The 26782-nt window shown below is 69.6% G+C and carries 24 protein-coding genes; 16 read left to right on the top strand and 8 right to left on the bottom strand.

Annotation, left to right across the window (positions count from 1 at the left end):
• Positions 1-94: 94 nt before the first annotated feature.
• The 8 genes from ASD66_RS16055 to pabB all read left to right on the top strand — a co-directional run bounded on the left by ASD66_RS16055 (position 95) and on the right by pabB (position 12040).
• Positions 95-2212: an MMPL family transporter gene (locus tag ASD66_RS16055; protein ID WP_056891586.1), complete on the top strand. Its 2118-nt coding sequence runs from the start codon at positions 95-97 to the stop codon at positions 2210-2212.
• Between the two features lie 185 nt (positions 2213-2397).
• Positions 2398-3921, top strand: coding sequence for a Re/Si-specific NAD(P)(+) transhydrogenase subunit alpha (locus ASD66_RS16050; protein WP_056683448.1), 1524 nt, complete (start codon positions 2398-2400; stop codon positions 3919-3921).
• Positions 3922-3938: 17 nt separating this feature from the next.
• Entirely contained in the window at positions 3939-5357 is a 1419-nt protein-coding gene (gene pntB / locus ASD66_RS16045) for a Re/Si-specific NAD(P)(+) transhydrogenase subunit beta (RefSeq protein WP_200950085.1), read from the top strand.
• A 108-nt stretch (positions 5358-5465) separates the two neighbouring features.
• Positions 5466-6383 carry a hypothetical protein gene (locus tag ASD66_RS16040; RefSeq protein ID WP_056891584.1) on the top strand — a complete coding sequence of 306 codons (918 nt, stop codon included), beginning with the start codon at positions 5466-5468 and terminating at the stop codon, positions 6381-6383.
• Between the two features lie 63 nt (positions 6384-6446).
• Positions 6447-8354 (top strand): anthranilate synthase family protein, encoded by a 1908-nt coding sequence (locus tag ASD66_RS16035; protein WP_056891583.1) that lies wholly within the window; start codon positions 6447-6449, stop codon positions 8352-8354.
• 108 nt (positions 8355-8462) lie between these two features.
• Positions 8463-10139, top strand: coding sequence for a sulfatase-like hydrolase/transferase (locus ASD66_RS16030; protein WP_156388736.1), 1677 nt, complete (start codon positions 8463-8465; stop codon positions 10137-10139).
• Positions 10140-10163: 24 nt separating this feature from the next.
• Positions 10164-10754, top strand: coding sequence for an anthranilate synthase component II (locus tag ASD66_RS16025; RefSeq protein ID WP_056683431.1), 591 nt, complete (start codon positions 10164-10166; stop codon positions 10752-10754).
• Positions 10751-12040 (top strand): aminodeoxychorismate synthase component I, encoded by a 1290-nt coding sequence (gene pabB / locus ASD66_RS16020; RefSeq protein WP_056891581.1) that lies wholly within the window; start codon positions 10751-10753, stop codon positions 12038-12040. Before ASD66_RS16025 ends, pabB begins: the two co-directional genes overlap by 4 nt.
• A 112-nt stretch (positions 12041-12152) precedes the next feature.
• On the opposite strand, the gene ASD66_RS25560 is transcribed toward pabB, so the two are convergent.
• From ASD66_RS25560 to ASD66_RS15985, 7 genes are all read right to left on the bottom strand, one after another.
• Positions 12153-13772: a S1C family serine protease gene (locus tag ASD66_RS25560; protein ID WP_200950084.1), complete on the bottom strand. Its 1620-nt coding sequence runs from the start codon at positions 13770-13772 to the stop codon at positions 12153-12155.
• Between the two features lie 101 nt (positions 13773-13873).
• Complete coding sequence (locus tag ASD66_RS16010) at positions 13874-14611, bottom strand: M50 family metallopeptidase (RefSeq protein ID WP_235530130.1); 738 nt, start codon at positions 14609-14611, stop codon at positions 13874-13876.
• Positions 14612-14615: 4 nt separating this feature from the next.
• The gene (locus tag ASD66_RS16005; RefSeq protein ID WP_056683422.1) at positions 14616-16007 is read right to left on the bottom strand and encodes a sensor histidine kinase; all 1392 of its coding nucleotides are present in this window, start codon (positions 16005-16007) and stop codon (positions 14616-14618) included.
• A gap of 30 nt (positions 16008-16037) precedes the next feature.
• A complete protein-coding gene (locus ASD66_RS16000) occupies positions 16038-16742 on the bottom strand; it encodes a response regulator transcription factor (RefSeq protein ID WP_056683418.1) in 705 nt (234 codons plus the stop codon).
• A gap of 46 nt (positions 16743-16788) precedes the next feature.
• Entirely contained in the window at positions 16789-17643 is an 855-nt protein-coding gene (locus tag ASD66_RS15995; protein ID WP_056891579.1) for a fructosamine kinase family protein, read from the bottom strand.
• On the bottom strand, positions 17640-18143 hold the full coding sequence (locus ASD66_RS15990) for a low molecular weight protein-tyrosine-phosphatase (RefSeq protein ID WP_056891578.1): 504 nt from the start codon (positions 18141-18143) through the stop codon (positions 17640-17642). Before ASD66_RS15990 ends, ASD66_RS15995 begins: the two co-directional genes overlap by 4 nt.
• The gene (locus ASD66_RS15985) at positions 18143-18517 is read right to left on the bottom strand and encodes a phage holin family protein (protein WP_056891577.1); all 375 of its coding nucleotides are present in this window, start codon (positions 18515-18517) and stop codon (positions 18143-18145) included. Before ASD66_RS15985 ends, ASD66_RS15990 begins: the two co-directional genes overlap by 1 nt.
• 76 nt (positions 18518-18593) lie before the next feature.
• Between ASD66_RS15985 and ASD66_RS15980 the strand changes: the two genes are divergently transcribed.
• The 3 genes from ASD66_RS15980 to ASD66_RS15970 all read left to right on the top strand — a co-directional run bounded on the left by ASD66_RS15980 (position 18594) and on the right by ASD66_RS15970 (position 21337).
• Complete coding sequence (locus tag ASD66_RS15980) at positions 18594-19172, top strand: VanZ family protein (RefSeq protein WP_056891576.1); 579 nt, start codon at positions 18594-18596, stop codon at positions 19170-19172.
• Between the two features lie 9 nt (positions 19173-19181).
• Positions 19182-20255 (top strand): histidinol-phosphate transaminase, encoded by a 1074-nt coding sequence (gene hisC, locus ASD66_RS15975; RefSeq protein ID WP_056891575.1) that lies wholly within the window; start codon positions 19182-19184, stop codon positions 20253-20255.
• 83 nt (positions 20256-20338) lie between these two features.
• Positions 20339-21337, top strand: a complete 999-nt coding sequence (locus ASD66_RS15970; RefSeq protein WP_235530129.1) for a glutathione S-transferase family protein — start codon at positions 20339-20341, stop codon at positions 21335-21337.
• A gap of 9 nt (positions 21338-21346) precedes the next feature.
• Here the strand turns inward: ASD66_RS15970 and ASD66_RS15965 are convergent, their stop codons facing one another.
• Positions 21347-21883 carry a TetR/AcrR family transcriptional regulator gene (locus ASD66_RS15965; RefSeq protein WP_056683398.1) on the bottom strand — a complete coding sequence of 179 codons (537 nt, stop codon included), beginning with the start codon at positions 21881-21883 and terminating at the stop codon, positions 21347-21349.
• An 88-nt stretch (positions 21884-21971) separates the two neighbouring features.
• Here ASD66_RS15965 and ASD66_RS15960 point away from each other — a divergent pair, with 88 nt between their 5' ends.
• From ASD66_RS15960 to ASD66_RS15940, 5 genes are all read left to right on the top strand, one after another.
• The gene (locus tag ASD66_RS15960) at positions 21972-23492 is read left to right on the top strand and encodes an MFS transporter (protein WP_235530128.1); all 1521 of its coding nucleotides are present in this window, start codon (positions 21972-21974) and stop codon (positions 23490-23492) included.
• 123 nt (positions 23493-23615) lie between these two features.
• Positions 23616-23951, top strand: coding sequence for an ArsR/SmtB family transcription factor (locus ASD66_RS15955; protein WP_235530127.1), 336 nt, complete (start codon positions 23616-23618; stop codon positions 23949-23951).
• The gene (locus ASD66_RS15950; RefSeq protein ID WP_056683393.1) at positions 23951-24889 is read left to right on the top strand and encodes a cation diffusion facilitator family transporter; all 939 of its coding nucleotides are present in this window, start codon (positions 23951-23953) and stop codon (positions 24887-24889) included. The genes ASD66_RS15955 and ASD66_RS15950 overlap by 1 nt, the downstream gene beginning before the upstream one ends.
• Before the next feature lie 59 nt (positions 24890-24948).
• Positions 24949-25761 carry an ABC transporter ATP-binding protein gene (locus ASD66_RS15945; RefSeq protein ID WP_056683391.1) on the top strand — a complete coding sequence of 271 codons (813 nt, stop codon included), beginning with the start codon at positions 24949-24951 and terminating at the stop codon, positions 25759-25761.
• 26 nt (positions 25762-25787) lie between these two features.
• Positions 25788-26774, top strand: coding sequence for an iron-siderophore ABC transporter substrate-binding protein (locus tag ASD66_RS15940; protein ID WP_056683387.1), 987 nt, complete (start codon positions 25788-25790; stop codon positions 26772-26774).
• Positions 26775-26782: the final 8 nt, after the last annotated feature.

The raw sequence follows: 26782 nt of genomic DNA, 5'->3' as shown, positions 1-26782 counted from the left end.
TTTCCTCCCGGGGGCGGTTGACGCGACGAGTTTACACTGTTTACAGTTAACGGCGTTAACTAATCTGATACCTCGTCACAAAGGAATGGCCGTCATGGAGCGTTGGGGTGCGATCGTCGCCCGCAGGGCAGTGCAGATCCTCGTCATCGGCGTGCTCGCGGTGCTCGGCGCGGGCGCCTACGGGGCCGGCGTCTTCGACTCGCTCTCCCAAGGTGGCTTCGACGACTCCGCCAGCGAGTCCTCGAAGGAACTCGCCCACGAACGGGCGGTGTTCGGCAACCAGACCGTCGACGTGGTCGCGATCTACTCCAGCGACGACCTCACCGTCGACGACCCGGAGTTCGAGGCCGCGGTGCGCGACATGGTGGCCGACCTGCCCACCGTCACCACCAGGATCGTGAACTACTACGAGACGCCGTCGGAGGCCCTGGTCAGTCACGACAAGCACGCCGTCCAGGTGCCGATCTCTCTCGAGGGCGACACCCAGAACGAGCTCCTCGAGAGCTGGGACGCGCTGGAGCCGCACCTCGAGGCCGACGGGCTCGAGACCGACGTGGCCGGCGCCTTCGCGGTGTACGGCGACGTCAACGACATCACCGAGAAGGACCTTGCGCAGGCCGAGACCATCTCGGCGCCGTTCGTGCTGCTGCTCTCCCTGCTGATCTTCGGCAGCCTTGTCGCCGCCTCGATGCCGGTGCTGGTCGGAGCGATCGCAGTGATCGGCGCGCTGGCCGTGGTCCGGCTGCTCACCGTGTTCACCGAGGTGTCGGTCTTCTCCGTCAACGTGATCACCCTGATCGGGCTCGGCCTGGCGATCGACTACGCCCTCTTCATCATCAGCCGCTTCCGCGAGGAGCTTGGCCGCCTCCCCGCTGACGACCCCGACGCCACGGCGACCGCGATCAGGACGACCATGACCACCGCCGGACGCACCGTGCTCGTCTCGGGGCTCACGGTCGCGGCCGCCCTCAGCTCGCTGATGGTCTTCCCGCAGAGCTTCCTCAAGTCGATGGGGTACGGCGGCATGGCGGCCGTGATCGTGGCGATGGTCTCCGCGCTGACGGTTCTTCCGGCGGTGCTGCGACTGCTCGGACGCCGGGTCGACGGCGGTCGCCTGCCGTGGCGCCGGCACCGGCCGGTCTCGGTGGGCAGTGACCACGGCGCCTGGGCCCGACTGGCACACGGCGTGATGCGGCGCCCGGTGGTCGTGACCGTGCTGGTCACCGTCGCCCTCCTGGCGATCGCGTCCCCGTTCCTGGGCGTCAAGTGGGGCAGCGTGGACTATCGCGTGCTGCCCTCCGACGCGCCCGCGCACGTCGCAGCCGACAAGCTCAACACCGACTTCGGCCCCGAGACCTCCAGCGCCAACCTGCTGCTCGACGGCACGTCGAAGGCTGACGTGGCGGCGTACGTCCGCGAGGTGGAGGGGATGCGCGCCCCGGTGACCGTGGAGCCGGTGGCCGACAAGGGCGACGTCACGCTGTTGAGGGCGACCTGGCGGGGCAACAGCCAGTCCCAGTTCTCCCAGGACGTGGTGGAACGGATCCGGGACGTCGAGCCGGGCAGTGGGTCGGTGCAGGTCGGCGGGCTCTCCGCCTCGACGGTCGACCTGCTCGACTCCGTGGGCAGTCACCTGCCGTGGATGGGCCTGATCGTGATCGGCGTGATGCTGCTGCTGCTCTTCCTGGCCTTCGGGTCGGTGGTGCTGCCGGTCAAGGCAGTCGTGATGAATGCGATCTCGATCACAGCGTCGTTCGGAGTGGTGACCTGGATCTTCGCCGACGGTCACCTGGAGGGGCTGCTCGGATTCGAGTCCCAGGGCTACCTCGACGCCACCCAGCCGATCCTCATGCTGGCCATCCTCTTCGGCCTCTCGATGGACTACGAGGTCTTCCTGCTCTCCCGTGTGCGGGAGCAGTGGGACCTCACCCACGACAACGACCAGGCGGTCGCCACCGGACTGCAGAAGACGGGACGGATCATCACCAGCGCGGCGCTGCTGCTGGCGATCGTGATCGGTGCGTTCGGCCTGAGCGGCATCGTGTTCATGAAGATGATCGGAATCGGCATGCTGGTCGCCCTGCTGCTGGACGCGAGCGTCGTACGTGCCCTGCTGGTGCCGGCGACGATGAAGCTGCTCGGCCGATGGAACTGGTGGGCGCCGGGACCGTTGCTGCGGTGGTGGGAGCGCTTCGGCCTCAAGGGCCACTGACCGGATCGGGCGCTGAGGCGCGACTCACGATCCGCATGCTGGGATGGTTGCCCGCATATTGGGCGCCCGGGCTCTAGATTGCCAACCACCCGGCAGGACTCCGCTACCCATGCGGAATGCTGCCAGCATCGCGTACGTCGCCACAGACTGCGTGGTCGTCATCAGCATGGAATCGGAGTGATCACATGATCATCGGCGTCATCAGGGAGGCACAGACCGGGGAGACCCGTGTCGCTGCCACCCCGGCCACCGTTGGCCAACTGCTCAAGCTCGGTTACGACGTGATCGTCGAGTCGGGGGCCGGTTCGGCTTCCAGCTTCGCGGACGAGGCGTACGTCGAGGCCGGTGCGAAGATCGGCGATCCGTTCGAGGGCGACATCGTCCTCGGCGTGAACGCCCCGGCGGATGCCCAGCTCGACCAGCTGCGTCAGAACGCGACGCTGATCGGCATCCTGAACGCCCGGTTGGACGAGTCGGTGGTGGCGGACCTGACCTCGCGGCCGATCACGGCGTTGTCGATGGACGCGGTGCCGCGCATCTCGCGCGCCCAGTCGCTCGACGTGCTGAGCTCGATGGCCAACATCGCCGGCTACCGTGCCGTCGTCGAGGCGGCCCACGTCTTCGGGCGGTTCTTCACCGGCCAGGTCACCGCTGCGGGCAAGGTCCCGCCGGCCACGGTGCTGGTCGCCGGTGCCGGTGTCGCCGGTCTCGCCGCGATCGGGGCCGCCGGTTCGCTCGGCGCGGTGGTCAAGGCCACCGACCCGCGTCCCGAGGTCGCCGACCAGGTGAAGTCGCTGGGTGGTGAGTACCTCGCGGTCGAGGACCCTGAGGCCGAGGTGTCGGCCACCGGGTACGCCAAGGAGATGGGCGACGACTACAACGCCCGCGCCGCGGCGCTGTATGCCGAGACCATGCCGGGCGTCGACATCGCCATCACCACCGCGCTGATCCCGGGACGCCCCGCGCCCCGGTTGATCACCGCCGAGATGGTCGCCTCGATGAAGTCGGGCAGCGTCATCGTGGACATGGCTGCCGGGTCCGGCGGCAACGTCGAGGGCTCGGTCGCCGGTGAGGTGGTCACCACCGAGAACGGTGTGACGATCATCGGCTACACCGACCTCGCGGGCCGTCTGCCCGCGCAGGCCTCGCAGCTCTACGGCACCAACCTGGTCAACCTCCTCAAGCTGATGACGCCGGAGAAGGACGGTCAGCTCGTCCTGGACTTCGACGACGTGGTGCAGCGCTCGATCTGCGTCGTACGCAACGGTGAGTCGACGTGGCCCCCGCCGCCGGTGCAGGTCTCGGCCGCCCCGGCCGCCGCCCCGGCCGCGGAGATTGCGGTCAAGGAGGAGAAGAAGCCGGCCAGCCCGGCGCGCACCTCCGCGATCGTCGGCGGCGCAGCCCTGTTGTTCTTCCTTCTGGTCGCGGCCTCGCCGGCGCAGCTGCAGCTGAACCTGACGGTCTTCGCCCTGGCCGTCGTGATCGGCTACTACGTGATCGGCAAGGTGCACCACGCGCTGCACACTCCGCTGATGTCGGTGACCAACGCGATCTCGGGAATCATCGTCGTCGGCGCGCTGGAGACCATCGGTCAGTACGACGGCACGATCACCGCGGTGTCCTTCGTGGCGATCCTGCTCGCCAGCATCAACGTCTTCGGTGGCTTCGCGGTGACTCGCCGCATGCTCGCCATGTTCTCCAGGTCTTGATAGGTAGCTGAGAAATCATGAGCATCGAATCCGCATCGGCCGCTGCGTACGTCGTAGCCGCCCTGCTCTTCATCCTTGCCCTCGCCGGGCTGTCCAAGCACGAGTCCGCCAAGGCCGGCAACTACTACGGCATCGCCGGCATGGCGATCGCCCTGGTCGCCACCGTGGTCCTCGCCATCGACAAGGACATCGAGGGCCTCGGTCTCGGCCTGCTGATCGCCGCGGTCATCGTCGGCGCCCTGGTCGGCCTGCAACTGGCACGCACGGTCGAGATGACCGGCATGCCTGAACTGATCGCCCTGCTGCACTCGTTCGTGGGTCTCGCCGCCGTACTCGTCGGCTGGAACGGCTACCTGCACATCGAGGCACACCCGCACCGCTTCGACGCCAAGGTGCTCGAGCACGCCGACCTGCTCGGCATCCACTCCGCCGAGGTCTTCATCGGCGTCTTCATCGGTGCGGTCACCTTCACCGGCTCGATCGTGGCGAACCTCAAGCTGTCGGCGAAGATGAAGTCCGCGCCCCTGGTGCTCCCGGGCAAGAACCTCATCAACCTCGGTGCGCTGGTGCTCTTCGCGGCACTGACCGTGTGGTTCGTCATCGACCCGCAGCTGTGGCTTCTGATCGTGGTCACCATCGTCGCGCTGGCCCTGGGCTGGCACCTCGTCGCCTCCATCGGCGGCGGTGACATGCCCGTGGTCGTCTCGATGCTGAACAGCTACTCCGGGTGGGCCGCGGCCGCGTCGGGCTTCCTGCTCAACAACAACCTGCTGATCATCGTCGGCGCGCTGGTGGGTTCTTCGGGTGCCTACCTGTCCTACATCATGTGCACCGCGATGAACCGCTCGTTCATCTCGGTGATCGCCGGTGGCTTCGGCATCGAGGCCGGCCCCTCGGAGGACACCGACTACGGCGAGCACCGCGAGACCAACGCCGAGGACGTTGCCGACCTGCTCACCCACGCCAAGTCGGTGATCATCACCCCCGGCTACGGCATGGCCGTCGCCCAGGCGCAGTACGGCGTCGCGCAGCTGACCTCCAAGCTGCGGGACAAGGGCATCGACGTACGCTTCGGGATCCACCCGGTCGCCGGTCGCCTGCCCGGTCACATGAACGTGCTGCTCGCCGAGGCGAAGGTGCCCTACGACATCGTCCTCGAGCTCGACGAGATCAACGACGACTTCGACGACACGACGGTCGTGCTGGTGATCGGTGCCAACGACACCGTCAACCCCGCCGCCGCGGAGGACCCCTCCAGCCCGATCGCCGGCATGCCGGTGCTGACGGTGTGGAACGCCGAGCACGTCGTGGTGTTCAAGCGGTCGATGGCGTCGGGCTACGCCGGCGTCCAGAACCCGCTGTTCTTCCGGGACAACTCCCAGATGCTCTTCGGTGACGCCAAGGACCGGGTGGAGGACATCCTCCGCGCGCTCTGATCCAGGTCGAGTGCTGAAGTGGCTGCCCTAGCAACCACTTCAGCACTCAACCTCGGCGCCTGTGGATGACGGGCGAGACCGGTCCCATGCCATCGCAGAATCGATTGCATGGATGAGCCATGGTCAAGCCTGGCCGGATTGCAGCACGGAGTCCTGGCCCGCAGTCAGCTGTACGCCCTCGGCGTGACTCGTGCCGCGGTGCGCGCCAACGTCTCTGCCGGCCGATGGTGCTGGCGCACGGAGTCAGTCCTCACCACGACCACCGGCCCACTCAACTGGGAGCAGCGGTTGTGGCTCGGAGTGCTCCACTGCGGCCCGGGGTCGGCCGTCGGTGGGCTCACCGCGGCCAAGGTGCACGGCCTTCGCAACTGGGATCGCGACCTCGTCACGGTGGTCGTGGACGACTCGCTCTCCTTCGAGAAGGTTCCCGAGTTGCACATCGTCCGGACTCGAAGGCCCATCCAGAAGTGGCTGGCACCGGTGACGCTTCCGCTGCTGCGTCTCGAGCCGGCAGTTCTGCTCTTCGGCGCCTACGATCGGAGCAAGCGCACGGCGCAGGGTGCTCTGGCCGCCGTGGTCCAACAGGGTCTGACCACCCCGGATCGACTCGGCGCATGTCTGGCCACGATGAATCCCTTGCGCCGGTCCCGTGACTTCCGGGCCACTCTTCTCGACTTGGCGGGTGGGGCACAGTCGGTTGCCGAAATGGATGTACGGCGAGCCTGCCGCTCCTACGGCGTCGTGCCGCCGCACAGGCAAAGAGCCCGCGTCGACCGCGCAGGAAAGCGGAGATGGACGGACTGCGAGTGGGACCTCCCCGATGGCCGGGTGGTGGTGTTGGAAGTCGACGGTGCTTTCCACCTGGACGTCATGCAGTACTCCGCGGACATGCGGCGACAACGAAGGATCACCACCCCCACGCGATTGATTGTGCGATGTGCCGCTGTCGAGATCCGCGACGAACCGGGTGAAGTCATGGCGGACCTGATCGCTCTCGGTGTCCCGCTGGTGAAGCGCGCAGGTTGAGTGCTCAGGTGGTTGCCCTGGGCACCACCTGAGCACTCAACCAGGAGACAGTAGAGTCTCGCCATGCCCGAGAACCCTGCCGCCCCGACCGATGCGCGCGCTGCGCTGGAGGAGCTGCGGGGCCACGAGGCCTGGGCCATCGTCCGCCAGAAGGACGCAGCGACCCTGTCGCTGGTCGGCGGCCGGCGCACCGTCGTGGAGAGCCTGCTCGACGTGCCGCTCGAGACCGGCATCCCCGTCGACGGCCGGCAGTTCGACCGGCTGGTGGCCGTGCCCTACCGCCAGGTCCGGGAGCGCGGGTTCGACGCGATCGACGACGGCACGCCGCTGGTCGTGGTCGACATCGACCTCGAGCAACACGTGGCGTACGCCGACCTGCTGGCCGCCCTGCCCGACGTACCGGTGGAGTTCGACGACCCGGGCGGCTTCGACTCGAGCGACGACGACTACACCCGTGTGGTCGAGAAGGTCATCGCACACGAGATCGGCAACGGTGAGGGCGCCAACCTCGTGGTGGCCCGCAACTACCGTGCCAAGGCCCGCGGCTGGGGCGACGACCAGGCCCTGACCGTGCTGCGCAGGCTGCTCGAGCGCGAGCGCGGTGCCTACTGGACCTACGTCTTCTTCACCGGCGACCGCTACCTGGTGGGGGCGAGCCCGGAGCGGCACGTCAGCATCCAGGGCGGCGACGTGCGGATGAACCCGATCTCGGGCACCTTCCACCTGCCCAAGCAGGCGCAGCCTCAGGAGCAGACCAAGGCTCAGCTGCTGGAGTTCCTCGCCGACGAGAAGGAGATCTACGAGCTCTTCATGGTCGTCGACGAAGAGCTCAAGATGATGTGCGACATCTGCCACGAGGGCGGCCAGGTGCTCGGCCCGTTCCTCAAGCCGATGACGCACCTCGTGCACACCGAGTACCTCCTCGCCGGCCGCACCGACCGCGACCCGCGCGAGGTGCTGCGCGACACGATGTACGCCGCCACGCTCACCGGCTCACCCGTCGAGAACGCCTGCCGGCTGATCGCGGCCTACGAGCCCGAGGGGCGCGCCTACTACGGCGCGGCGCTGGCGCTCTTCGGGCGCGACGGCGAGGGCCAGCCGACCCTCGACAGCCCCATCGTCATCCGCACCGCCGACGTCAGCACCGAGGGCGTGCTCCGGGTGGTCGCCGGAGCCACCCTCGTGCGCGACTCCGACCCGGCCACCGAGGTGCGCGAGACGCACGCCAAGGCCGGTGGCATCCTCAGCGCGTTCGGGCTGGTGCCCCCGGCGGCCGCGCCCCCGGAGAGCCTGGGCGAGCTGGCCCGCGACGAGGACGTGCTGATCGCCCTCAACGCCCGCAACCAGCGGCTCTCGAAGTTCTGGCTGACCGACCAGGAAGGGTCGGCGCCCGACGTGGCCCTGAAGGGGAAGTCGGCGGTGATCCTCGACGGCGAGGACGACTTCGTGAACATGCTGCGGCACGTGCTCACCGTGCTCGGCATGACCTCGACCGTGGTCCGCCACGAGGACTACGCGCCGGGCGTGCTCGACGGGTTCGACCTCGTCATCGTCGGCCCCGGCCCTGGTGACCCGCGCGACGGCGACCACCCCAAGATCGCCACGTTCCGCACCGCGGTCGACGCGCTCCTGGCCGCCGAGCAGCCGTTCCTCGCGGTGTGCCTGGGGCACCAGACGCTGTGCCAGCGGTTGGGGATTCCCCTTGCCTACAAGGACATCGTCTTCCAGGGCACCCAGTCACCTGTCTCGATCGACGGCCGCACCGAACGGGTCGGCTTCTACAACACGTTCGTCGGACGGGTCGAGGGCCAGGCCCCCGACGGGGTCACGGTCGAGGCCGACCCCGAGACCGGCGACGTGCACCTCGTCCGCGGGCCGCACTTCCGGGGCATCCAGTTCCACGCCGAGTCGATCCTGACCGAGAACGGCTACGACCTGATCCACGACCTGATGCGCGAACTCCTGACCTGAGTCTCAGCCCTCAACCGGGGCGCCCCCCGGCGCAACCTTTCGGGCCTCACCGACGTCTATAGGGCAGAGGCTCGAACCAGACGGGGGTTTGCAGTGCGGTTCCGGGTGTTGTCCCTTGCGCTCCTGGCGATCCTGGTCGCCGCCGTCGTCGTCACCGGACGCCATCAGGGCACCGTCGCCGACGCCGACGCGCCCGGCGGCCCCTCCACCACGATCGCGGCGCCCGTCGAGATCCCGGCCCGCCCCAACATCGTGCTGGTGCTGATGGACGACTTCTCCCTCGACCTGCTGCAGACCATGCGCTCGGCCGAGGCGATGCGGCAGCAGGGTGCGTCGTACGACCGGGCGTTCGTGGTCGACTCCCTGTGCTGCGTGTCGCGGTCGAGCCTGATGACCGGGCAGTACCCGCACCAGACCGGCGTGCTGACCAACACCGCCAACCTGCCCAACCCCTACGGCCCGATCGGCGGTTGGGAGGCGTTCTCCGCCTACGGCAACCCCGAACGCTCGGTCAACGCGCACCTGGAGCACAGCGGCTACACGACGGGGTTCGTCGGCAAGTACCTGAACCAGTTCGAACCGGGCATGACCGACCTCGAGCTGCCGGCCGGCTGGAGCGAGTTCAACGCGCTGTTCGGTTCGGCGTACGACGGCTGGGGCTTCGCCAGCTCGTACGTCGAGGACGGCGAGCTGCGCGTCCGGGAGCATGCGATCCCTCCCGCGTCGGCGACTGACGAGGTGAAGGACGCGGCGTACGCCGGCACGGTGACCGAGGACCTGGCCCTCGACTTCATCGAGCGCCACACCCCCGACGACGCGCCGTTCTACCTCGAGGTGGCGCCGTACGGTCCGCACAGCCGGGTCGACGGTGACACCCCGTGGCCGGACGAGCCGCTCTTCCCGCCGGCGATGCGCGACCGCACCGGCCACGCCGGGCCGCTGGGCAACTGTGGTCGGGTGGACTGCAGCGACCTCGACCTCGACGACCTGGTCGGGTTCGGCGACGACCAGTCCGACAACCTGCCGGTGCACGCCGACGGCACCCCGGCCCCGGGCTGGAAGCCGACGACCACCACGCTGCGGCCCGAGGACGCGGTCGTCGACCTGCGCAACCGGGCCCGCATGGTGGCCTCGATCGACCGCATGGTCGAGCGGATCCTGGCGGCCGTCGACGACGACACCTATGTGGTGCTGACCTCCGACAACGGGTTCCACCTCGGGCAGCACGACCTCGAGCGCGGCAAGGGCGCGCCCTACGACTCCGACGCGCACGTGCCGCTCCTGGTGGTCGGGCCGTCGATCGAGCCCGGCACCCGCCCGCAGGTGGTCAACAACATCGACCTGGCCGCCACCTTCGAGGACCTCGCCGGCCTCGAGCCGGAGCCCTGGCGCTCGGGCACGTCGTTCGCGCCCAGCCTGCTCGAGCAGACCGCGAAGGGCTCGCGCCACGCGTTCTTCGAGCACACCTACGCGCCCTCGCTCGGCCTGGACCCGGACCGGGTCTACTCCGGCGGCACGATCGACATCATCCCGTCGTACGTCGCGATCCGCAGCCGGGACGCGCTCCTGGTGCGGCTCGACCTCGACCCGGACTGGCAGGGCACCGACTACGCCTGGGAGTTCTACGACTACCGGGACTCCGCGTTCGAGCAGACCAACTCCTACGCCGACCCGGGCAAGCGGGCGGAGGTGCGCCGGCTGCAGCGGCGACTGGAGGAGTTCGTCGCGTGCGGTGAACAACGCTCCGAGCGCGTCCGGCCGAAATGTCTGGCGCTGACGCGCTAGGTCCTGACCGAGTAGGTTGCGCATGTGATCGATGCGGTGACGAACGTGGTGGTGGTCGACCACCACGACTCCTACACGTGGAACCTCGTCCACCTCGTCGCCGCCGTCACCGGGGCCCTGCCCGAGGTCGTGCAGCACGACGCCACGTCCGCGGCGTACCTGCTCGGCTTCAGCCATGTCGTGCTCTCGCCCGGCCCCGGCCACCCGTCCGACCCGGCCGACTTCGCGGTCGGCAACGACGTGCTGCTGGCCGGCACGACGCCGGTGCTCGGCGTCTGCCTGGGCATGCAGGGCCTGGTCACGGCGTACGGCGGCACGGTCGAGCGCATCACCCCGGCCCACGGTGACGTGGCCTCGGTCCGGCACGACGGCACGTCCGTCTTCGCCGGGCTGCCCGCGTCGTTCGACGTGGTGCGCTACCACTCGCTGGCCGCGACCCGGCTGCCCGACGACCTCGTCGTCACCGCCACCTGCGACGGCGAGCCCGGTGAGCCGGAGGTCGTCATGGGGGTCCGGCATCGCACGCTTCCCCTTCACGGCGTGCAGTTCCACCCCGAGTCGATCCTCAGCCGGTACGGCGCCGAGCTCGTGGCGAACTTTCTGGGGCGGACATGACCGACCCGGTGCCGCACTTCCTCGAGATCGCCGCCGCCCACGACCGCTGCTTCTGGCTCGACGGTGGTGGCGCTCGGCCCTGGTCGGGACGCCGCTCGATCCTGGGTTGGCTGGACGAGGACGACGTCTCGCTGACGTACGACGCCCGCACCGGCCTCGTGCACCGTGTCGTCGCCGGCACGCGTGAGGTGGTCGGTGACGACATCTTCGCCGCACTCGAGGCGGAGTCGGCCGGCGACGGCGCCGACGTGCACTGGGTCGGCTACTTCGGCTACGCCAGCCGTCCGGACCTGCCGGCGTCCGTGGATGCCGACGACCCGATGCCGACCGCGGTCTGGATGCGGACCAGGAACGTGCGGATCTTCGAGCATCCCGAGGTGGATGTGTCGGGGAGTGGTGGTTTCGAGACGCTCGCTGGCGCTCGCTCCTCAACCACCAAGGAGGCCTCGTTGTTCTCCACCACCGAGGAGGCCTCCACCACCGACGTGCCGGGGGAGTACGCGGCGGAGTTCGCGCGGGTGCAGGAGGAGCTGCACGCCGGCAACTCCTACGAGGTGAACCTGACCTACCGCCTCGCCATCGAGTCCGGGTTGGACCCGGTGTCGGCATACCTGCGACTGCGCGCGCTCAACCCGGCGCCGTACGCCGGGTTCCTCCAGCACGAGGGTGCCTGGCTGCTCAGCTCGTCACCCGAGCGCTACGCGACCGTCGACCGGCACCGGGCGATCGAGACCAAGCCGATCAAGGGCACCACTCCGCGAGGGGAGAGCGCCGAGGACGACGAGCGGCTGCGCCGGCTGCTGGCCACGGACCCGAAGTTCCGCGCCGAGAACCTGATGATCGTCGACCTGCTGCGCAACGACCTCGGCATGGTCTGCGAGGTCGGTTCCGTCGAGGTGCCGGTGCTGATGGACGTCGAGACCTACAGCTCGGTGCACCAGCTCGTGTCGACCGTGCGCGGCCACCTGCGCGACGACATCACCACGATCGGGGCCCTGCGCGCGCTGTTCCCGGCCGGCTCGATGACCGGCGCGCCCAAGCTGCGCACCATGGAGATCATCAGCGACGTCGAGGACTCGTCGCGTGGCGTCTACTCCGGGGCCTTCGGCTGGATCTCCGGCGACGGTCGGGCCGACCTCGGCGTCGTGATCCGCAGCCTGACCACCAGCGGCGACGGACGCTGGCGCCTCGGCACCGGCGGCGGAATCACCGTGCGCTCGGACGTCGACGAGGAGTACGCCGAGTCCCGCCTCAAGGCCGAGCGCCTGACCCGCGTCTTCGACTGAGCCGGGGCCGGGCCTGGACTGGGGCGGCGGAGGCCCTGTGCGGCACGACCCGGCCTCCGCCGGCGCTGCGCTCACGGCACGGCCGACTGCACGGCTCACTGCATGCCCGGCCTCACAGGTCGTCGAAGAGGCGGCCCTTCTCGGCCAGGGTGACCTCGAAGGTCTGCTCCTTGCCGTCACGCAGCACCCGCAGCTTCACCTTGTCGCCGGGGCGGTACTGCAGGGCGGTGGTGACCAGGCCGAGGCCCTGGGCGATCGGGTAGTCGTCGACGGCGACGACCACGTCGCCCTGCTTCAGGCCGGCCTCCTCGGCGGGGCTGTCGCTGGTGAAGTCCTCGACCGTGGCGCCCTGCGCGACTCCGGACTCGCGGGCGTTGCCGGGAATGATGCCCAACCACGCGTGGGTCGGCTCGTCACCGTTCTTCAGCTCCTCGACGATCGGTGCGATGACGTTGACCGGGATGGCCCAGCCGATGCCGATCGAGCCGAGGTCGCCCTCGGAGCCGGTGTTGCTGGACGCCGTACGGTTGGCGGAGTTCATGCCGACCAGCTCGCCCTTGATGTTGACCAGTGCGCCGCCGGAGTTGCCGGGGTTGATCGCGGCGTCGGTCTGCAGTGCGGGGTAGACCATGGCCTCCTGCGAGGCCTCCATGCCGGCGACGTTGACCGGGCGGTTCACGGTGCTGATGATGCCGGCGGTGACGGTCGACTCGAGGCCGTACGGCGAGCCGACCGCGACAACTGCCTGGCCGACCTTCAGGTCCTCGGCCGCGCCGAACTTCATCGGGGTCAGGCCGGAGACGTCGTCGGCCTTGATCAGCGCGATGTCCATGTCGGGGTCGGCCCCGACGAAGGACCCGGTGGTGCTGCTGCCGTCGTCGAAGTAGACGGTGGTGTCGCCCTCGATGCCGTTGAAGGCGACGTGGTAGTTGGTCAGGATCAGGCCGTCGTCGCTGATGATGATCCCCGAACCGGTGCTGCCGCTGGAGGCCCCGAAGGCCTCGATCTTGACCACCGACGGCAGGGTCTTCTCCGCGACGTTCTGCACCGAGACGAGGTCCTGGAGGTTGAGGCCGGCGATGTCGATCTGGCCGGCGTCGACCTTGCCGTCTCCGCCGCCGGAGGTCTCGTCGTGCAGGTAGCCGCCGCCGAAGCCGGCGGCCGCTCCGAGGATCAGCGCACCCGCGAGCAGGCCGATGCCGGTCTTGCCGCGCCCGCTCCCACCGGTCTGTCGGTGCTCGGTCGGCGGGCCCAGGGGGGCCTGGTGCCCCGGCTGGGGATAGCCCGTCGGGTACGGCGGGGGTGCCTCCCACGGCTGGGCGTGCTGCGGGCCCTGGCCGTAGGGCTGGGCGGCCTGTCCGGGCGGTGCGAACTGGCCCTGCTGACCCGGGTGGCCAGGATCCTGGGGCGGGGCGAACTGGCTCTGCGGGGCCGGCGGCGCCTGGTCCTGGGGCGGCGCGTAGGGACCGGGCTGGTGCGCGTGGCGGCCGTCGTACGCCGCCTGCTGGGGCGCCTGGGCGGGAGGCACGGGGGAGGTTTCGTGGTCGGGCCCGGGATCGTTGATCGCGTGAGCCACGCTGGGCTCGGCCTCGGGGGACGCGGGCTCCGGCGGCTGGTCGGCATACGGCTGGGCGGCGTACGGCTGGGTCGGCTCGGCCTGCTGGTGCTTGCGCGCGCCGGGGCGGATCGCCGTCGTGGGATTGGAGTCGTCTCCCGCGTTCTCATCGCTCATGGCCGACATCATGCCGTGAATGTTCGGCCCGGAAACCCCTCATCCGCGGCCTGTCGGGCCAGATCGACGTCCAGGTCAGACGTCCCGGTCAGACGTTCAGGTCAGAACAGCGTGGCGACGGCCAGGGCGAGGCCGGCGACGTTCGCCAGCAGGAAGACCACCATCCAGAAGCCTGCGGGGAACGGCGTGAGGCGCGCCAGCTGGTCCGCGTCCGAGCCGGTACGGCGACCGCGGTGCTCGCGCATGAGCTCGACGACGGGCTTCGGCGCGGCGAGCAGCAGGACCCAGGCGATCAGGTAGGCGAGGGCCGACTGGAGGGTGTCGGAGAGATACCAGGAGACGCCCACCAGGGCAGAGCCGATCACCAGCAGCACGAGTGCGCCGTACCAGTTGCGGATCTGCACGAACATCACCACGAGCAGGGCGACCAGGAGCCACAGCAGGCCGAACGCGCGGCCGTTCGCCAGCATCAGCGCCGCGAGCAGGCCCAGGGCGGCAGGCGCGAGGTAGCCGGCGCACAGCATGGCCACCATGCCGGGGCCGCGCGGCTTCCCGCGCGAGACGGTCAGCCCGGACGTGTCCGAGTGCACCCGGATGCCCGAGAGCCGTCGGCCGACGAGGACGGCGACGAACGCGTGCCCGGCCTCGTGGACGACGGTGACCAGGTGGCGCACCCAGTGCCAGCTGAGTGGGTGCACCACGAGCGCAAGCGCCAGCACGGCGAGCAGCAGCACGACGCGCGGGGACGGTGCGGGTTGCACGGTCGTGGCGCGGGACCAGATCTCGCCGGCCACGTCGGTGAAGGCCACCGTGGACGTGGCCGGGTCAGGGAAGCGCACCGGGTCAGACCTGCTGCAGGGTGCGTCCGGGCAGTCGCAACGTCAGGCAGGCGCCGCCGTCGGGGAGAGTGCTCGCCTCGGCCGACCCCGAGTGGCGCACAGCGGTCTGCCGCACGATCGAGAGCCCCAGGCCGGAGCCGGGCATCGACCGCGACTCCGTGGATCGGTAGAAGCGGTCGAAGACGTAGGGGAGGTCGGCCTCGGAGATGCCGGGGCCCTGGTCGGCGACGGTCAGCACACCGTCTGCCAGGCGGACGGTCACCGTGCCGTCGGCAGGGCTCCACTTGGCGGCGTTGTCGAGCAGGTTCATCACGGCGCGCTCGAGAGCGGCCGACTCGCCGGTGACCCACCAGTCCTCGGCCTCGACGTCGAAGTCGATGCTCGACGCGCGACGGCGTACCCGCGTGATGGCCCGGTCGAGCACCTCCTTGAGGTCGACCAGCTCGACCTGGTGCGGCGCGTGCTCGTCGCGGCCGAGCTCGACCAGGTCGCCGATCAGGTTGGTCATCTCCTCGATCTGGGCACCCACGTCGTCGAGCAGCTCGGCGCGGGCCTCGGGTGGCATGCCGCCGGACGCGTCGGCCTGGAGCAGCAGGTCGAGGTTGGTGCGCAGCGAGGTCAGCGGCGTGCGCAGCTCGTGGCCGGCATCGCCGACCAGCTGGCGTTGCCGTTCGCGGGAGGCCTCGAGCGCGGCCAGCATGGTGTTGAACGCCGAGGAGAGCCGGGCGATCTCGTCGTTGCCTTCGACCTCGATGGGGGTGAGGTCCTCGGTGCGGCCGATCTCCTCGACCACCGAGGTGAGCCGGCGTACTGGCCGGAGCCCGTTGCGGGCCACGCCCCAGCCGGCCACTCCGGCAGCGATCACGCCGGCCACCCCGAAGAGCAGCATCACGATGCCGAGGCGCCCGAGCACGGTCTCCTGGGAGTCGAGCGACTGGGCGATCACCAGCGCCACACCGTCGTCGCGGGTCGGCACGGTCACCACGCGGTAGCGGGTGTCACCGGCCTCGATGGTGCGGATCGAGCTGTGTGCGTCGCCCCTTGCGACGTCGATCTCGTCGCCACCGAGCTTGAGCACCGGGCCGTCGTCGATCGACCAGGTCTTGCCGTCCTGGCGGATGAACGCGATGCGGACGTCGGCGGCGCCGAACGCCCACGACGGCCAGCGCATCTCCACGGTCAGCTCGGACAGGGTCGGAGCCTGAGAGGCGCGTTGGGCCCGGTCGATCAGTGAGGCGTCGAGGCTGGCCTGCATCTGCATGCGCACGGTCACGTAGGCACCCAGGGCGAGGACGGCGACCGTCAGGCCCACCGCGAACGTGGTGAGCAGGGTGACCCGGCTGGCGAGGCTGCGGCGGTAGTGCCACCGGCTCGGCTCGCGCGGCGACAGGCCCATCAGAGTCGGCCCATCAGATTCGGCTGCCCGTCACGGGGAGTCCCGAAGCACGTAGCCCACCCCGCGCACCGTGTGCAGCAGCCGGGCCTCGCCCTCGGCCTCGGTCTTGCGGCGCAGGTAGCCGACGTACACCTCGAGGGAGTTCGCAGTGGTGGGGAAGTCGTAGCCCCACACCTCTTCGAGGATGAACGAGCGCTCCAGCACCCGCTTGGGGCGGCGCATGAACATCTCGAGCAACGCGAACTCGGTGCGGGTGAGCTCGATGGCGCGCTTTCCGCGGCGCACCTCGCGGCTGGCCAGGTCGAGGGTCAGGTCGGAGAACGCGAGCGTCTCGTCGACCAGCTCGTCGTGGGGTACGACGCGGCGCAGCAGTGCGCGCAGCCGGGCGAGGAGCTCCTGGAGTGCGAACGGCTTGGTGAGGTAGTCGTCAGCGCCGGCGTCGAGGCCGTCGACGCGGTCACCCACGGCGTCGCGCGCGGTCAGCACGAGGATCGGTACGTCGTTGCCCGCAGTGCGCAGTGCCCGGGTCGCCTCGATGCCGTCGAGCCGCGGCATCATCACGTCCATCACGACGACGTCGGGTCGCAGGTTGCCGATCCCGGCCAGGGCCTGGGCGCCGTCCTCGGCCATCGACACGGTGAATCCGTTGAACTCGAGGGAGCGCCGGAGGGACTCACGGACGGCCCGGTCGTCGTCGACGACGAGGACGTGGGGCTTGGGTGCAGCACTGTTCACGACACCACTGTGCCAAAGACTCCTGAGGCGTGGCTGAGAATCGCGCTCAGTAGCGCGCCGCGACGCTGGCCGCGCGGGCGCCGTACCCGCCGCCGAACGTGCATGCGTGGACCAGCAGCGGGAAGAGCTGGTGCAATCCGAGCCGGTCCTCCCAGCCGTCGGCGAGCGGCGCGGCCTCGTGGTAGGCGTCGAGGGCACGCGGCAGGTGGGGCATGCCGAAGAGCGAGAGCATGGCCAGGTCGACCTCGCGGTGACCGGCGTACGCCGCGGGGTCGATCACGTGGATGTGCCCGTCGGTGCCCCACAGCACGTTGCCGTTCCAGAGGTCGCCGTGCAGTCGGGCCGGGGGCTCGACCGGGACCAGGTCGGCGAGTCGTCCGACGAGCGACTCGATGCCCCTCGCACCGGACTCGTCGATCGCACCACGGTCGCGGGCCAGCTTCAGGTAGGGCAACAGCCGGCGGGTGGCGTAGAACTCCGCCCACGTGTCGGCTGCGGTGTTGCGCATCGGCAGTCGCCCGATGAAGCCGTCGGCGTCGGCGCCGAAGCCGGTGGCGCCGACGGCATGCGTCGCGGCCAGCGCGCGGCCGAACTCCACCGCGGCGTCGGGGGTCTGCTTCCCGGTCTCGACGAACGAGATGATCAGGCAGTCGGCGTCGCCGGCCAGCACGTCGGGGACGGCGACGCCCCCGGACTCGCCCAGCCAGTGCAGCCCGCGGGCCTCGGCGTCGAAGAACCCCTCGGGCGGGTGCACGTGGGTCTTCATCAGCGCCGAACGTCCGTCGGAGAGCTTGAGCCTGGTCGCCGTACAGATGTCACCGCCGGCGACCGGCGCCGTGGCCACGACCTGGACGTCGAGGAGCTCTTCGGCCTTGCGAGCGGTGGCGGAGTTGCGCGTCATGAAGGGACGACCTCCTGCTGCAGTGCGTGGGTGATGCCGAGTGCGGTGCGCTCGACCATGGCGAGCACGTCGCGGAAACCGTCGTCGCCGCCGTAGTAGGGGTCGGGGACGACGCCGTCGCCGGGTGTCGGGTCGAAGTCGCGGAACAGGCGCAGGCGGTCGGCGGGGACCCCGATCGCGGCGAGGTCACTCACGTTGTCGTGGTCCATCGCCAGGACGAGGTCGTACGACGACACGGCGTCGGCGTCGAACTGCCGGGCCCGGTGCTGCGTGGCGTCGTAGTCGTGGGTGGTCAGGACCGCCGCCGAGCGTGGGTCCATCGGCTTGCCGACGTGCCAGCCGGCGGTGCCGTAGCTGTCGGCGTGGACGTGGTCGGCCAGCCCGGCCTCGTCGAGCCGGTGGTTGACCACGACGTCGGCGATGGGGGAGCGGCAGATGTTGCCCAGGCAGACCAGGGCGACGCGGTAGGTGCCGGGGGTGCGCGGGAGCGGCAACGCCATCAGTCGTCCTCGAGCACGGCCACGTCGATGAAGCCGCAGACCAGCGTGATGATGATGCCGCCGAACAGTGCGTTCCAGAAGCCGTCGACGTGGAAGCCGATGTCGACCTTGTCGGCGATCCAGGCGGTCAGCATCAGCATCAGGGCGTTGATCACCAGCAGGAAGAGGCCGATGGACAAGATGATGAACGGGATCGAGAGGAACTTGACCACCGGCTCGACGTACATCGACACGAGGCCGAGGATCAGGGCCACCATCAGCAGGGGCAGGATCTTCGCCTGCCAGTCGGAGCCCTCGAAGCTGATGCCGTCCAGGAGCCATGCCGCGACGGCCAGCGCAGCGGCGTTGGTCAGGAGCCAGGCGAGGAACTTCACGGCCTCAGCCTAGACAAGGCGTCAACGCGGACACACAGGATCGGCGTTTCGGGGCCCGGCTTGTAACCTCTGGCGGGTGAATGAGTTCGGCGGTACCGGTGCGATGGTGCTCGGGACCGTGGCCTCCGCCGTCGTGTTCCTGCTCCTGGCGCTCGCCCTGCTCAAGCCCCTCGGCTGGGTCTCCGCCTTCTCCATCGCCGGCTTCCTGTGGGCGATCACGGTGATCGGCCTGGTCACGCTCACGCCGCTCGACGCGGTCGACCTGGCCATTCCGGAAGACGCGCGGATGGCCACCTGCTCGACCGACATCGGCGGCCCGGCCCCCGACGGCTTCTGGATCTTCGAGTCCGGTCAGCGCACCCTCAACACCGCGCTGTTCATCCCTGCCGGGGCGCTGCTGGTGCTCTCGGTGGCCCGGTGGCGGGCCGGCTGGATCCTCACCCCGTTGGGTCTGGTCGCCCTCGCTGCGTTCTCCGCGGTGATCGAGAAGACCCAGCTCGAGGTGGCCCGCATCGACCGGGCCTGCGACGTCACCGACATCGTCGACAACGTCACCGGGGCGGCGTTCGGGGTGGGGCTCGGGCTGGTGCTGATCCTGGTGTTCCAGCCGTGGCGCCACAAGCACCGCAAGCGCCGGAGTCGCGCGGGGTACTAGCCTGCGCCCATGACCTCGACTCCCCAGCCACGCGCGAACGTCGGCGACATCCCGGCGTACGTGGCCGGCAAGCCGCCCGTGCCGCGCCCCGACTTCACGACGTACAAGCTCAGCTCGAACGAGAACCCGTACCCGCCGCTGTCCGGTGTGGTCGAGGCGGCGATGGGCGTGGTCGGCCAGATGAACCGCTACCCCGACATGGGCTGCGTGGAGCTGTACGCCGCACTCGCCGAGCACTTCGACGTACCGGTCGAGGACCTCTCCGTGGCCACCGGGTCGGTCGCGCTGATCTACCAGATCATGCAGTCGTTCTGCGACCCCGGCGACGAGGTGGTCTACGCGTGGCGTTCGTTCGAGGCCTACCCGATCGCCGTCACGGCCGCCGCGGCCACGTCGGTGCAGGTGCCGGTCACCGCCACCGGCGAGCACGACCTCGACGCCATGGCTGCCGCGATCACCGACCGCACCAAGGTCGTCATCGTCTGCACCCCGAACAACCCGACCGGCCCCGCCGTCACCCAGACGGCATTGCATGAGTTCCTGGCCAAGGTGCCCTCGCACGTGCTGGTCGTCGTCGACGAGGCGTACGTCGAGTTCGTGCGCATGGACGACGCCGTCGACGGGCTGGCGACCTACCGCGAGTTCCCCAACGTCGTGGTCACGCGCACGTTCTCCAAGGCCTACGGGCTGGCCAACTTCCGGGTCGGGTACGCCGTGGCGCAGGCGCCGCTCGCCGCCGCCCTGCGCGCTGTCTCGCTGCCGTTCGGGGTCTCCGGTGTCGCCCAGGCCGCGGCCATCGCCTCGCTGAAGGCCGAGCCGCAACTGCTCGACCGGGTGGAGACGCTGGTCGGCGAACGCGCACGGGTCGTCGAGGGTGTGCGCGAGGCCGGCTGGGACATCCCCGACGCCCAGGGGAACTTCGTCTGGTTCGCGCTCGGCGAGAAGACCGCCGACTTCGCCGCCGCTGCGGACGAGGCCGGCATCGTCGTGCGCCCGTTCGCCGGCGAGGGTGCCCGGGTCAGCATCGGCGAGCCCGAGGCGAACGACCGCCTGGTCGACCTGGCCGGCACCTTCCCGCACTGACCGCCGCACTCACGCTGCCTGTGAGTTCACCGGCCACGCCTGCGCCGACTATGGTTGAAGAAGCAACTTTCAGGAGGAGTGCCGTGACCGACCAGAGCCAGGCCTATGTCGAGAAGGGCAAGGAGTTCACCCGCGACATGAACTACATCCCCGACCGGATCCTCGTCGGGGAGAGTTCCGCGGACCCGCTGGACGACACGTTCCCGAGCGGCAGCAAGGACAGCCCGCGCGACGTCCAGGTCTGGCCGGTCGAGCCCGGCCGCTACCGCCTGGTCGCGGCCAAGGCGTGCCCGTGGGCGAACCGCTCGATCATCGTCCGCTCACTGCTCGGCCTCGAGGACGTCATCTCCCTGGGCCTGCCCGGACCCACGCACGACAAGCGGAGCTGGACCTTCGACCTCGACCCGGGCGGTGTCGACCCGGTGCTCGGGTACGAACGCCTGCAGCAGGCCTACTTCTCACGGTTCCCCGACTACCCGCGCGGCATCACGGTGCCGGCGATCGTCGACGTGCCGACCAATGGGGTGGTCACCAACGACTTCCCGCAGATCACCCACGACCTCTTCTTCGAGTGGCGAGACCACCACCGCCCCGGTGCGCCCAACCTGTGGCCCGACGACCTCCGCGAGGAGATGGAGTCGGTGATGAAGCGGGTCTTCACCGAGGTCAACAACGGCGTCTACCGGTGCGGCTTCGCCGGCTCGCAGGAGTCGTACGACGCGGCGTACGACCGGCTCTGGACGGCGATGGACTGGCTCGAGGAGCGGTTGACCGACCGGCGCTACCTGATGGGTGACGCGATCACGGAGGCCGACGTACGACTCTTCACGACGCTGGCGCGCTTCGACCCGGTCTACCAGGGGCACTTCAAGTGCAACCGCAACAAGCTCGTCGAGATGCCGGCGCTGTGGGGCTATGCGCGTGACCTGTTCCAGACGCCCGGCTTCGGCGAGACGATCGACTTCGACCAGATCAAGCAGCACTACTACGTGGTGCACACCGACGTGAACCCGTCGGGCATCGTGCCGAAGGGCCCGGACCTGAGCGGATGGACCTCGCCGCACGGACGCGAGAAGCTTTGATCGAGGCCCTCAGGCCTTGAGCCGGTCGACCTGGTCGAGCAGCTGGTCCAGCGAGCGGGCGAAGGTGGCACGCGACCACTCGCCCGGCATGGACGAGTGGTGGTAGAGGCCCTCGCCGATCAGCATGATCGCCTCGGCGGCGTGCCGGTCCCCGACCTCGGAGCGGATCAGGTCGAGCCAGGCCGCGTGGACCCTCTCGAGCTCGTCGATGGCCGGCTGCCAGGACGACTGGGCCAGGCGGACCATGGCCGTGTAGTAGGTGTCGAGGTCGCTGCCGCTGGTCCAGGAGGTGCGCACGTAATGGCGTGACGGTCCTTCGGGCGCCTGCGCCATCGTGACCAGGTCGCGCTCGCACTCCTCGTGGAACCTGGCCTGTGCGGCCTCGGCCAACGCCTCCTTGCTCGGGAAGTGGTAGAGCACCCCGCCCTTGGAGATCCCCGCCCGGGCGGCCACCTTGTCGATCGTGGTTGCGCGCTCGCCCTCGCTGCGCAGCAGTTCGCAGTACGCCGCGAGCGCCGACTCGCGGGCCTTGGGAGGACGGGACATGGGGCGACCCTATCGACCACGGCGTGGAGGCGGAGATCACCATCGCGTGGGTTAGTAACTGTACCGTCCAGACGGTACAGTTGTGCGGGTGACGATCTACCAGCTCCCGCTCGCCCCCGACCAGCTCTCCCGCCGTTCCCGGTGGGTGGCGCTGGCCGTCCTGATGCTGCCCGTGCTGCTGGTCTCGATCGACAACACGGCGCTGAGCTTCGCCGTACCGTCCCTGTCGCGGTCGCTGGGTCCGACTGGCAACCAGCTGCTCTGGATCATCGACATCTACCCGCTGGTGCTGGCCGCTCTCCTGGTCACGATGGGCAGCCTCGGCGACCGGATCGGCCGGCGCCGGATCCTGCTGTGGGGCGCCTCCGGCTTCGCGGCGGTCTCCGTGATGGCCGCCTTCTCGCCGAGTGCGGGCTGGCTGATCGCGGCCCGTGCGCTGCTCGGCGTCTTCGGTGCGATGCTGATGCCGGCCACCGTCTCGCTGATCCGCAACATCTTCACCGACGCGGCCGAGCGGCGGACCGCCGTCGCGATCTGGATGGCCGGCTTCTCCGCGGGCGCCGCGCTCGGTCCCGTGGTCGGCGGCTGGCTGCTGCAGCACTTCTCGTGGGGCTCGATCTTCCTGATCGCCGTGCCACTCCTCGTGCCGCTCCTGGTGCTCGGCATGCGGCTGCTCCCCGAGTCGCGCGACCCCGACCCCGGTCCGGTCGACCCGGCCGGCATCGCCCTCGTCTCGGTGGCGCTCGCCGCCTCGGTCTTCGCGATCAAGTCGGTGGCCACCCACGGACTGGACGAGCTGACGCTGATGGCGGTCCTGGTCGGCATCGCCTGCGGCATCGGGTTCGTACGCCGCATGCTGCGGCGCAGCAACCCGATGCTCGACGTCCGCCTGTTCGCCAACCCGGTGTTCTCGGTGTCGCTGGTGGTGAACCTGGTCAGCGTCTTCGCGCTCGTCGGCTTCATCTACTTCCTGGCCCAGCACCTGCAGCTGATCGCCGGGCACTCGCCGCTCGATGCCGCCCTGATGATGGTTCCCGGCCTGGTCGTGACCGTCGTGCTCGGCCTCGGTGCGGTGCCGATGGTGCGGCGCTTCGGCGCGGCGCGGGTGATGGTGGCGGGTGTGCTGCTGAATGCGGCCGGCTATGCCGCCGTCTCCGCGATGGGGCACACCGGCTCGGGCGCCGTGCTCCTGATCGGCTTCGTGCTGGTCTGTGCGGGCGTCGGCATGTCCGAGACGGTGTCCAACGACCTTGCGCTCAGTGCGGTTCCGCCGGCGAAGGCCGGTGCCGCCTCTGCGGTCTCGGAGACGGCGTACGAGATCGGTGCGGTGCTGGGCACGGCAGTCCTCGGCAGCCTGCTGAACCTGGCCTACCGCCAGGGCATCGACGTGCCGGTGACCGTCTCTGGCCCGGACGCCGAGCAGGCCCGGGCCACCCTCGGGGGAGCCGTGGAGGTTGCCGGCGGACTGCCCCCGGCATCGGCCGACGCGTTGCTGGCCTCGGCCTCGCATGCCTTCGACTCCGGAGTCACGTTGACCGCAGCGATCGCCTCGCTGCTGTCCTTCGCGGTCGCGTTCGCCGTCCATCGGATCCTGCGCGCCCGCGTCTGATCGACCCGTCGTGAATTCCGCTCGACCTGTCGCCAGTTTCGGTTGACCTGTCGTGAGCCTCTGAAACTGGCGACGGGTCGACATGAACTGGCGACAGGTCGACGGGTGTGCGACTATATGCGCATGCACGCATATACGGATGAAGAGCTCGACGCGCACCTGCCCGTGGCCGTCGAGATCTTCTCCCTGCTCGCCGACGCGACACGCGTGCGCATCGTGATGGCGCTGCGCGACGGCGAGCAGTCGGTGGGCGTGCTGGCCGAGGAGGTCGGCAAGTCGCAGGCCGCGGTCTCCCAGCACCTCGCCAAGCTGCGGATGAGCCGGGTCGTCTCCACGCGCCAGGAGGGCAACCGGGTCTACTACCGGCTGGCCAACGACCACGCCCTCGAGCTCGTCGAGGTCGCCTTCAACCAGGCCGAGCACGCCGTCGACGCCGTCGTGCGTCATCGGGACCGCTGATGGGCCACGGACACGGTCACGGACACTCGACCGGTCATGCGAGCGGCCGGGCGGAGGACCGCCAGCGGCTGAGGATCGTGCTCGCGGTGACCGCCTCCGTCATGGTCGTGGAGGTTGTCGGCGCCTTCGTCACCGGCTCGCTCGCCCTGCTCGCCGACGCCGGTCACATGGCCACCGATGCCGCCGCCGTGGTGCTCGCGCTCGGGGCGTCGTACGTCGCCACACTGCGACCCGGGCCGCGTTCGACGTTCGGCTACCACCGCGCCGAGATCCTGGCGGCGCTGGTCAATGCCCTTGTCCTGTTGGGCGTCTGCGGCTATCTCGCCTGGGCCGGGATCAGTCGTCTGGCCGATCCGACCCACGTCGAAGCCGGCCCGATGATCGCCTTCGCGGCGGTCGGCCTCGTGGCCAACGCGGTCTCGATGGTGATCCTGAACCGCTCCGACACCGGCTCGCTGAACCTGAAGGGAGCCGCGAACGAGGTCCTCGCCGACCTGGTCGGATCGGTGCTCGCCGTGGCCGCCGGCGTGGTCATCCTGACCACCGACTTCCATCGCGCCGACCCGATAGCGTCGCTTCTGATCGCGGTGATGATCCTGCCGCGGTCGTTCGTGCTGCTGAAGGAGTCCCTCGTGGTGCTGCTCGAGATCGCGCCGGCCGGCCTCGACCTCGCCGACGTACGACGACACCTGGTCGAGGTGCCCGGCGTGACCGATGTCCACGACCTGCACGCCTGGACCATCACGAGTGGCCTGCCGAGCCTCTCCGCGCACATCACCGTCACCGACGAGGCACTCGCCGAGATCGGCGTCGGCGGCATGCTCGACCGGCTCCAGGGCTGCGCCGTCGACCACTTCCAGCTGCACCACGCGACCTTCCAGGTCGAGCCGGCCAGCCATCGCAGCCACGAGGACCTCGGCGAGGCCGGCTGCGACTGAGCCGCCGGCATTCGGACGCCCTGATGACCGGTCAAGTGAGGTTAGGCTACCCTGACCTCATGCAGAGTGCGCAGTTCCGTGGCGAAGGCCTCGACCTCTCCTACTACGACCGCACGGTCGTCCGTGCTGCATCGCTCACCGTCGATCCCGGGCGGGTCCACGCCTTGGTCGGGCCGAACGGCAGCGGCAAGTCGACCCTGCTGCGCGCCATGGCCCGGCTGCACAAGATCGACCGGGGCACGCTCTCGCTGGGCGAGGAGTCCGTCTCCACGCTGGGCAAGCGCGAGTTCGCCCGTGTGATCACCCTGCTCTCACAGAACCGACCGGTGCCCTCGGGGGTCCCGGTCGCCGAAGTGGTCGAGTTCGGTCGCCACCCCTACCGCGGCAAGTGGAAGGCCCGCGACCCCGAGGGGCCGGCCGCCGTCGCCTGGGCGATGGAGGTGACCGGAGTCGCCGAGATGTCGACCCGTGGCGTCGACGAGCTCTCCGGTGGCGAGCTCCAGCGGGTGTGGCTGGCCTGCTGCCTGGCGCAGCAGACCGACGTGCTCCTGCTGGACGAGCCCACCAACCACCTCGACCTGCGCTACCAGGTCGAGCTGCTCGACCTGGTGCGCGACCTGGCCGACGACCACGGTGTCGCGGTCGGGGTCGTGCTGCACGACCTGAACCAGGCCGCCGACGTCGCCGACGTCGTGACCCTGCTCCACCACGGAGCCGTCCAGGCCACGGGCGCTCCGTCAGACGTCCTCACCTCGGAGCGTGTCTCCGCGGTCTACGGACTCCCGGTCGCGATCCACCGCGACCCGGCCACCTCACGGGTCTCCGTGCACCCGGTGCACCGCACCGAGCGTCGCCTGGCCCAGATGGCCTGACCCACCCACCCCCGAAAGGCACCACCGTGAAGACATCGCGCGCGCTCGCACTCGCCTGCCTGCCGCTGGCCCTGGCCCTCTCCGCCTGCGGCAGCACCGAACCCGCCAAGGACGAGCAGGAGGACTCCGTCGCGACCGGCGGTCCGGTCTCGGTCGAGGACGCTCGCGGCAAGACCGTCGAGCTCGACCACCCCGCAACCAAGGTGGTGTCGCTGGAGTGGATGCAGACCGAGACCCTGGTCAGCCTCGGCGTGATGCCGGTCGCCCACGCGGACGGCGACGAGTACAACGCGTGGGTGGCGAACGCGCAGGTCGACGACTCCGTCCAGGACGTCGGCAAGCGCAGCGAGCCCAGCTTCACCGAGATCATGAAGACCGGCCCCGAGCTGGTGATCACCGACAGCTCCGGTCCCGAGGCCATCGTCAAGCAGCTCGAGAAGCGCGACGTGCCGGTCATCGTGCTCGACACGGCCGACGGCTCCGGACAGCTCGACCTGATGAAGGAGAACGTTCGCACCATCGCCGAAGCGGTAGGCAGGACCGAGGCGGCCGACAAGATCATCGGCGACCTAGAGGCCTCGCTCGAGGCCGGGAAGAAGGCGATCGCCGAGAGCGACGCCGCCGGCGCCACGTTCGCGATGGCTGACGGCTGGGCCGAGGGTGGCAACGTCACCATTCGGTTGTTCGGCAAGGGCTCGCTGATGTCCGACCTCGCCGAGGGTCTCGGACTGGAGAACGCGTGGACCGGCGAGGTCGACAAGGACTGGGGTCTGGGCACCACGGACCCCGAGGGCCTCACCTCACTCGGTGACGGCGTGCGGTTCTTCTACAACAGCCCGGTCGAGGCTGACGACGTCTTCGGCAACCAGCTCGAGAAGAACCCGATCTGGAACGAGCTCGAGTTCGTGACCAGCGGCCATCTCTACCCGCTCGAGAAGGGCGTGTGGACGTTCGGCGGACCGGTCTCGGCGCAGGAGTTCGTCGACCAGATCGTCGCGAACCTGACGAAGTGATCCACCGG

The sequence above is a fragment of the Nocardioides sp. Root151 genome (assembly GCF_001427925.1).
Classification (GTDB): Bacteria; Actinomycetota; Actinomycetes; order Propionibacteriales; family Nocardioidaceae; genus Nocardioides.
This window is presented reverse-complemented; position numbering and strand designations above follow the sequence as displayed.

Excerpts from the sequence above, each read along its gene's own strand:
- pntB (WP_200950085.1), top strand. The coding sequence starts at position 3,939 with ATGAGCATCGAATCCGCATCGGCCGCTGCGTACGTCGTAGCCGCCCTG.
- ASD66_RS16050 (WP_056683448.1), top strand. The coding sequence starts at position 2,398 with ATGATCATCGGCGTCATCAGGGAGGCACAGACCGGGGAGACCCGTGTC.
- ASD66_RS25560 (WP_200950084.1), bottom strand. The coding sequence starts at position 13,772 with ATGAGCGATGAGAACGCGGGAGACGACTCCAATCCCACGACGGCGATC.
- ASD66_RS15950 (WP_056683393.1), top strand. The coding sequence starts at position 23,951 with ATGGGCCACGGACACGGTCACGGACACTCGACCGGTCATGCGAGCGGC.
- ASD66_RS15945 (WP_056683391.1), top strand. The coding sequence starts at position 24,949 with ATGCAGAGTGCGCAGTTCCGTGGCGAAGGCCTCGACCTCTCCTACTAC.
- ASD66_RS16005 (WP_056683422.1), bottom strand. The coding sequence starts at position 16,007 with ATGGGCCTGTCGCCGCGCGAGCCGAGCCGGTGGCACTACCGCCGCAGC.
- pabB (WP_056891581.1), top strand. The coding sequence starts at position 10,751 with ATGACCGACCCGGTGCCGCACTTCCTCGAGATCGCCGCCGCCCACGAC.
- ASD66_RS16035 (WP_056891583.1), top strand. The coding sequence starts at position 6,447 with ATGCCCGAGAACCCTGCCGCCCCGACCGATGCGCGCGCTGCGCTGGAG.
- ASD66_RS15990 (WP_056891578.1), bottom strand. The coding sequence starts at position 18,143 with ATGGCGTTGCCGCTCCCGCGCACCCCCGGCACCTACCGCGTCGCCCTG.
- ASD66_RS16055 (WP_056891586.1), top strand. The coding sequence starts at position 95 with ATGGAGCGTTGGGGTGCGATCGTCGCCCGCAGGGCAGTGCAGATCCTC.
- ASD66_RS15995 (WP_056891579.1), bottom strand. The coding sequence starts at position 17,643 with ATGACGCGCAACTCCGCCACCGCTCGCAAGGCCGAAGAGCTCCTCGAC.
- hisC (WP_056891575.1), top strand. The coding sequence starts at position 19,182 with ATGACCTCGACTCCCCAGCCACGCGCGAACGTCGGCGACATCCCGGCG.
- ASD66_RS16040 (WP_056891584.1), top strand. The coding sequence starts at position 5,466 with ATGGATGAGCCATGGTCAAGCCTGGCCGGATTGCAGCACGGAGTCCTG.
- ASD66_RS15965 (WP_056683398.1), bottom strand. The coding sequence starts at position 21,883 with ATGTCCCGTCCTCCCAAGGCCCGCGAGTCGGCGCTCGCGGCGTACTGC.
- ASD66_RS15955 (WP_235530127.1), top strand. The coding sequence starts at position 23,616 with ATGCACGCATATACGGATGAAGAGCTCGACGCGCACCTGCCCGTGGCC.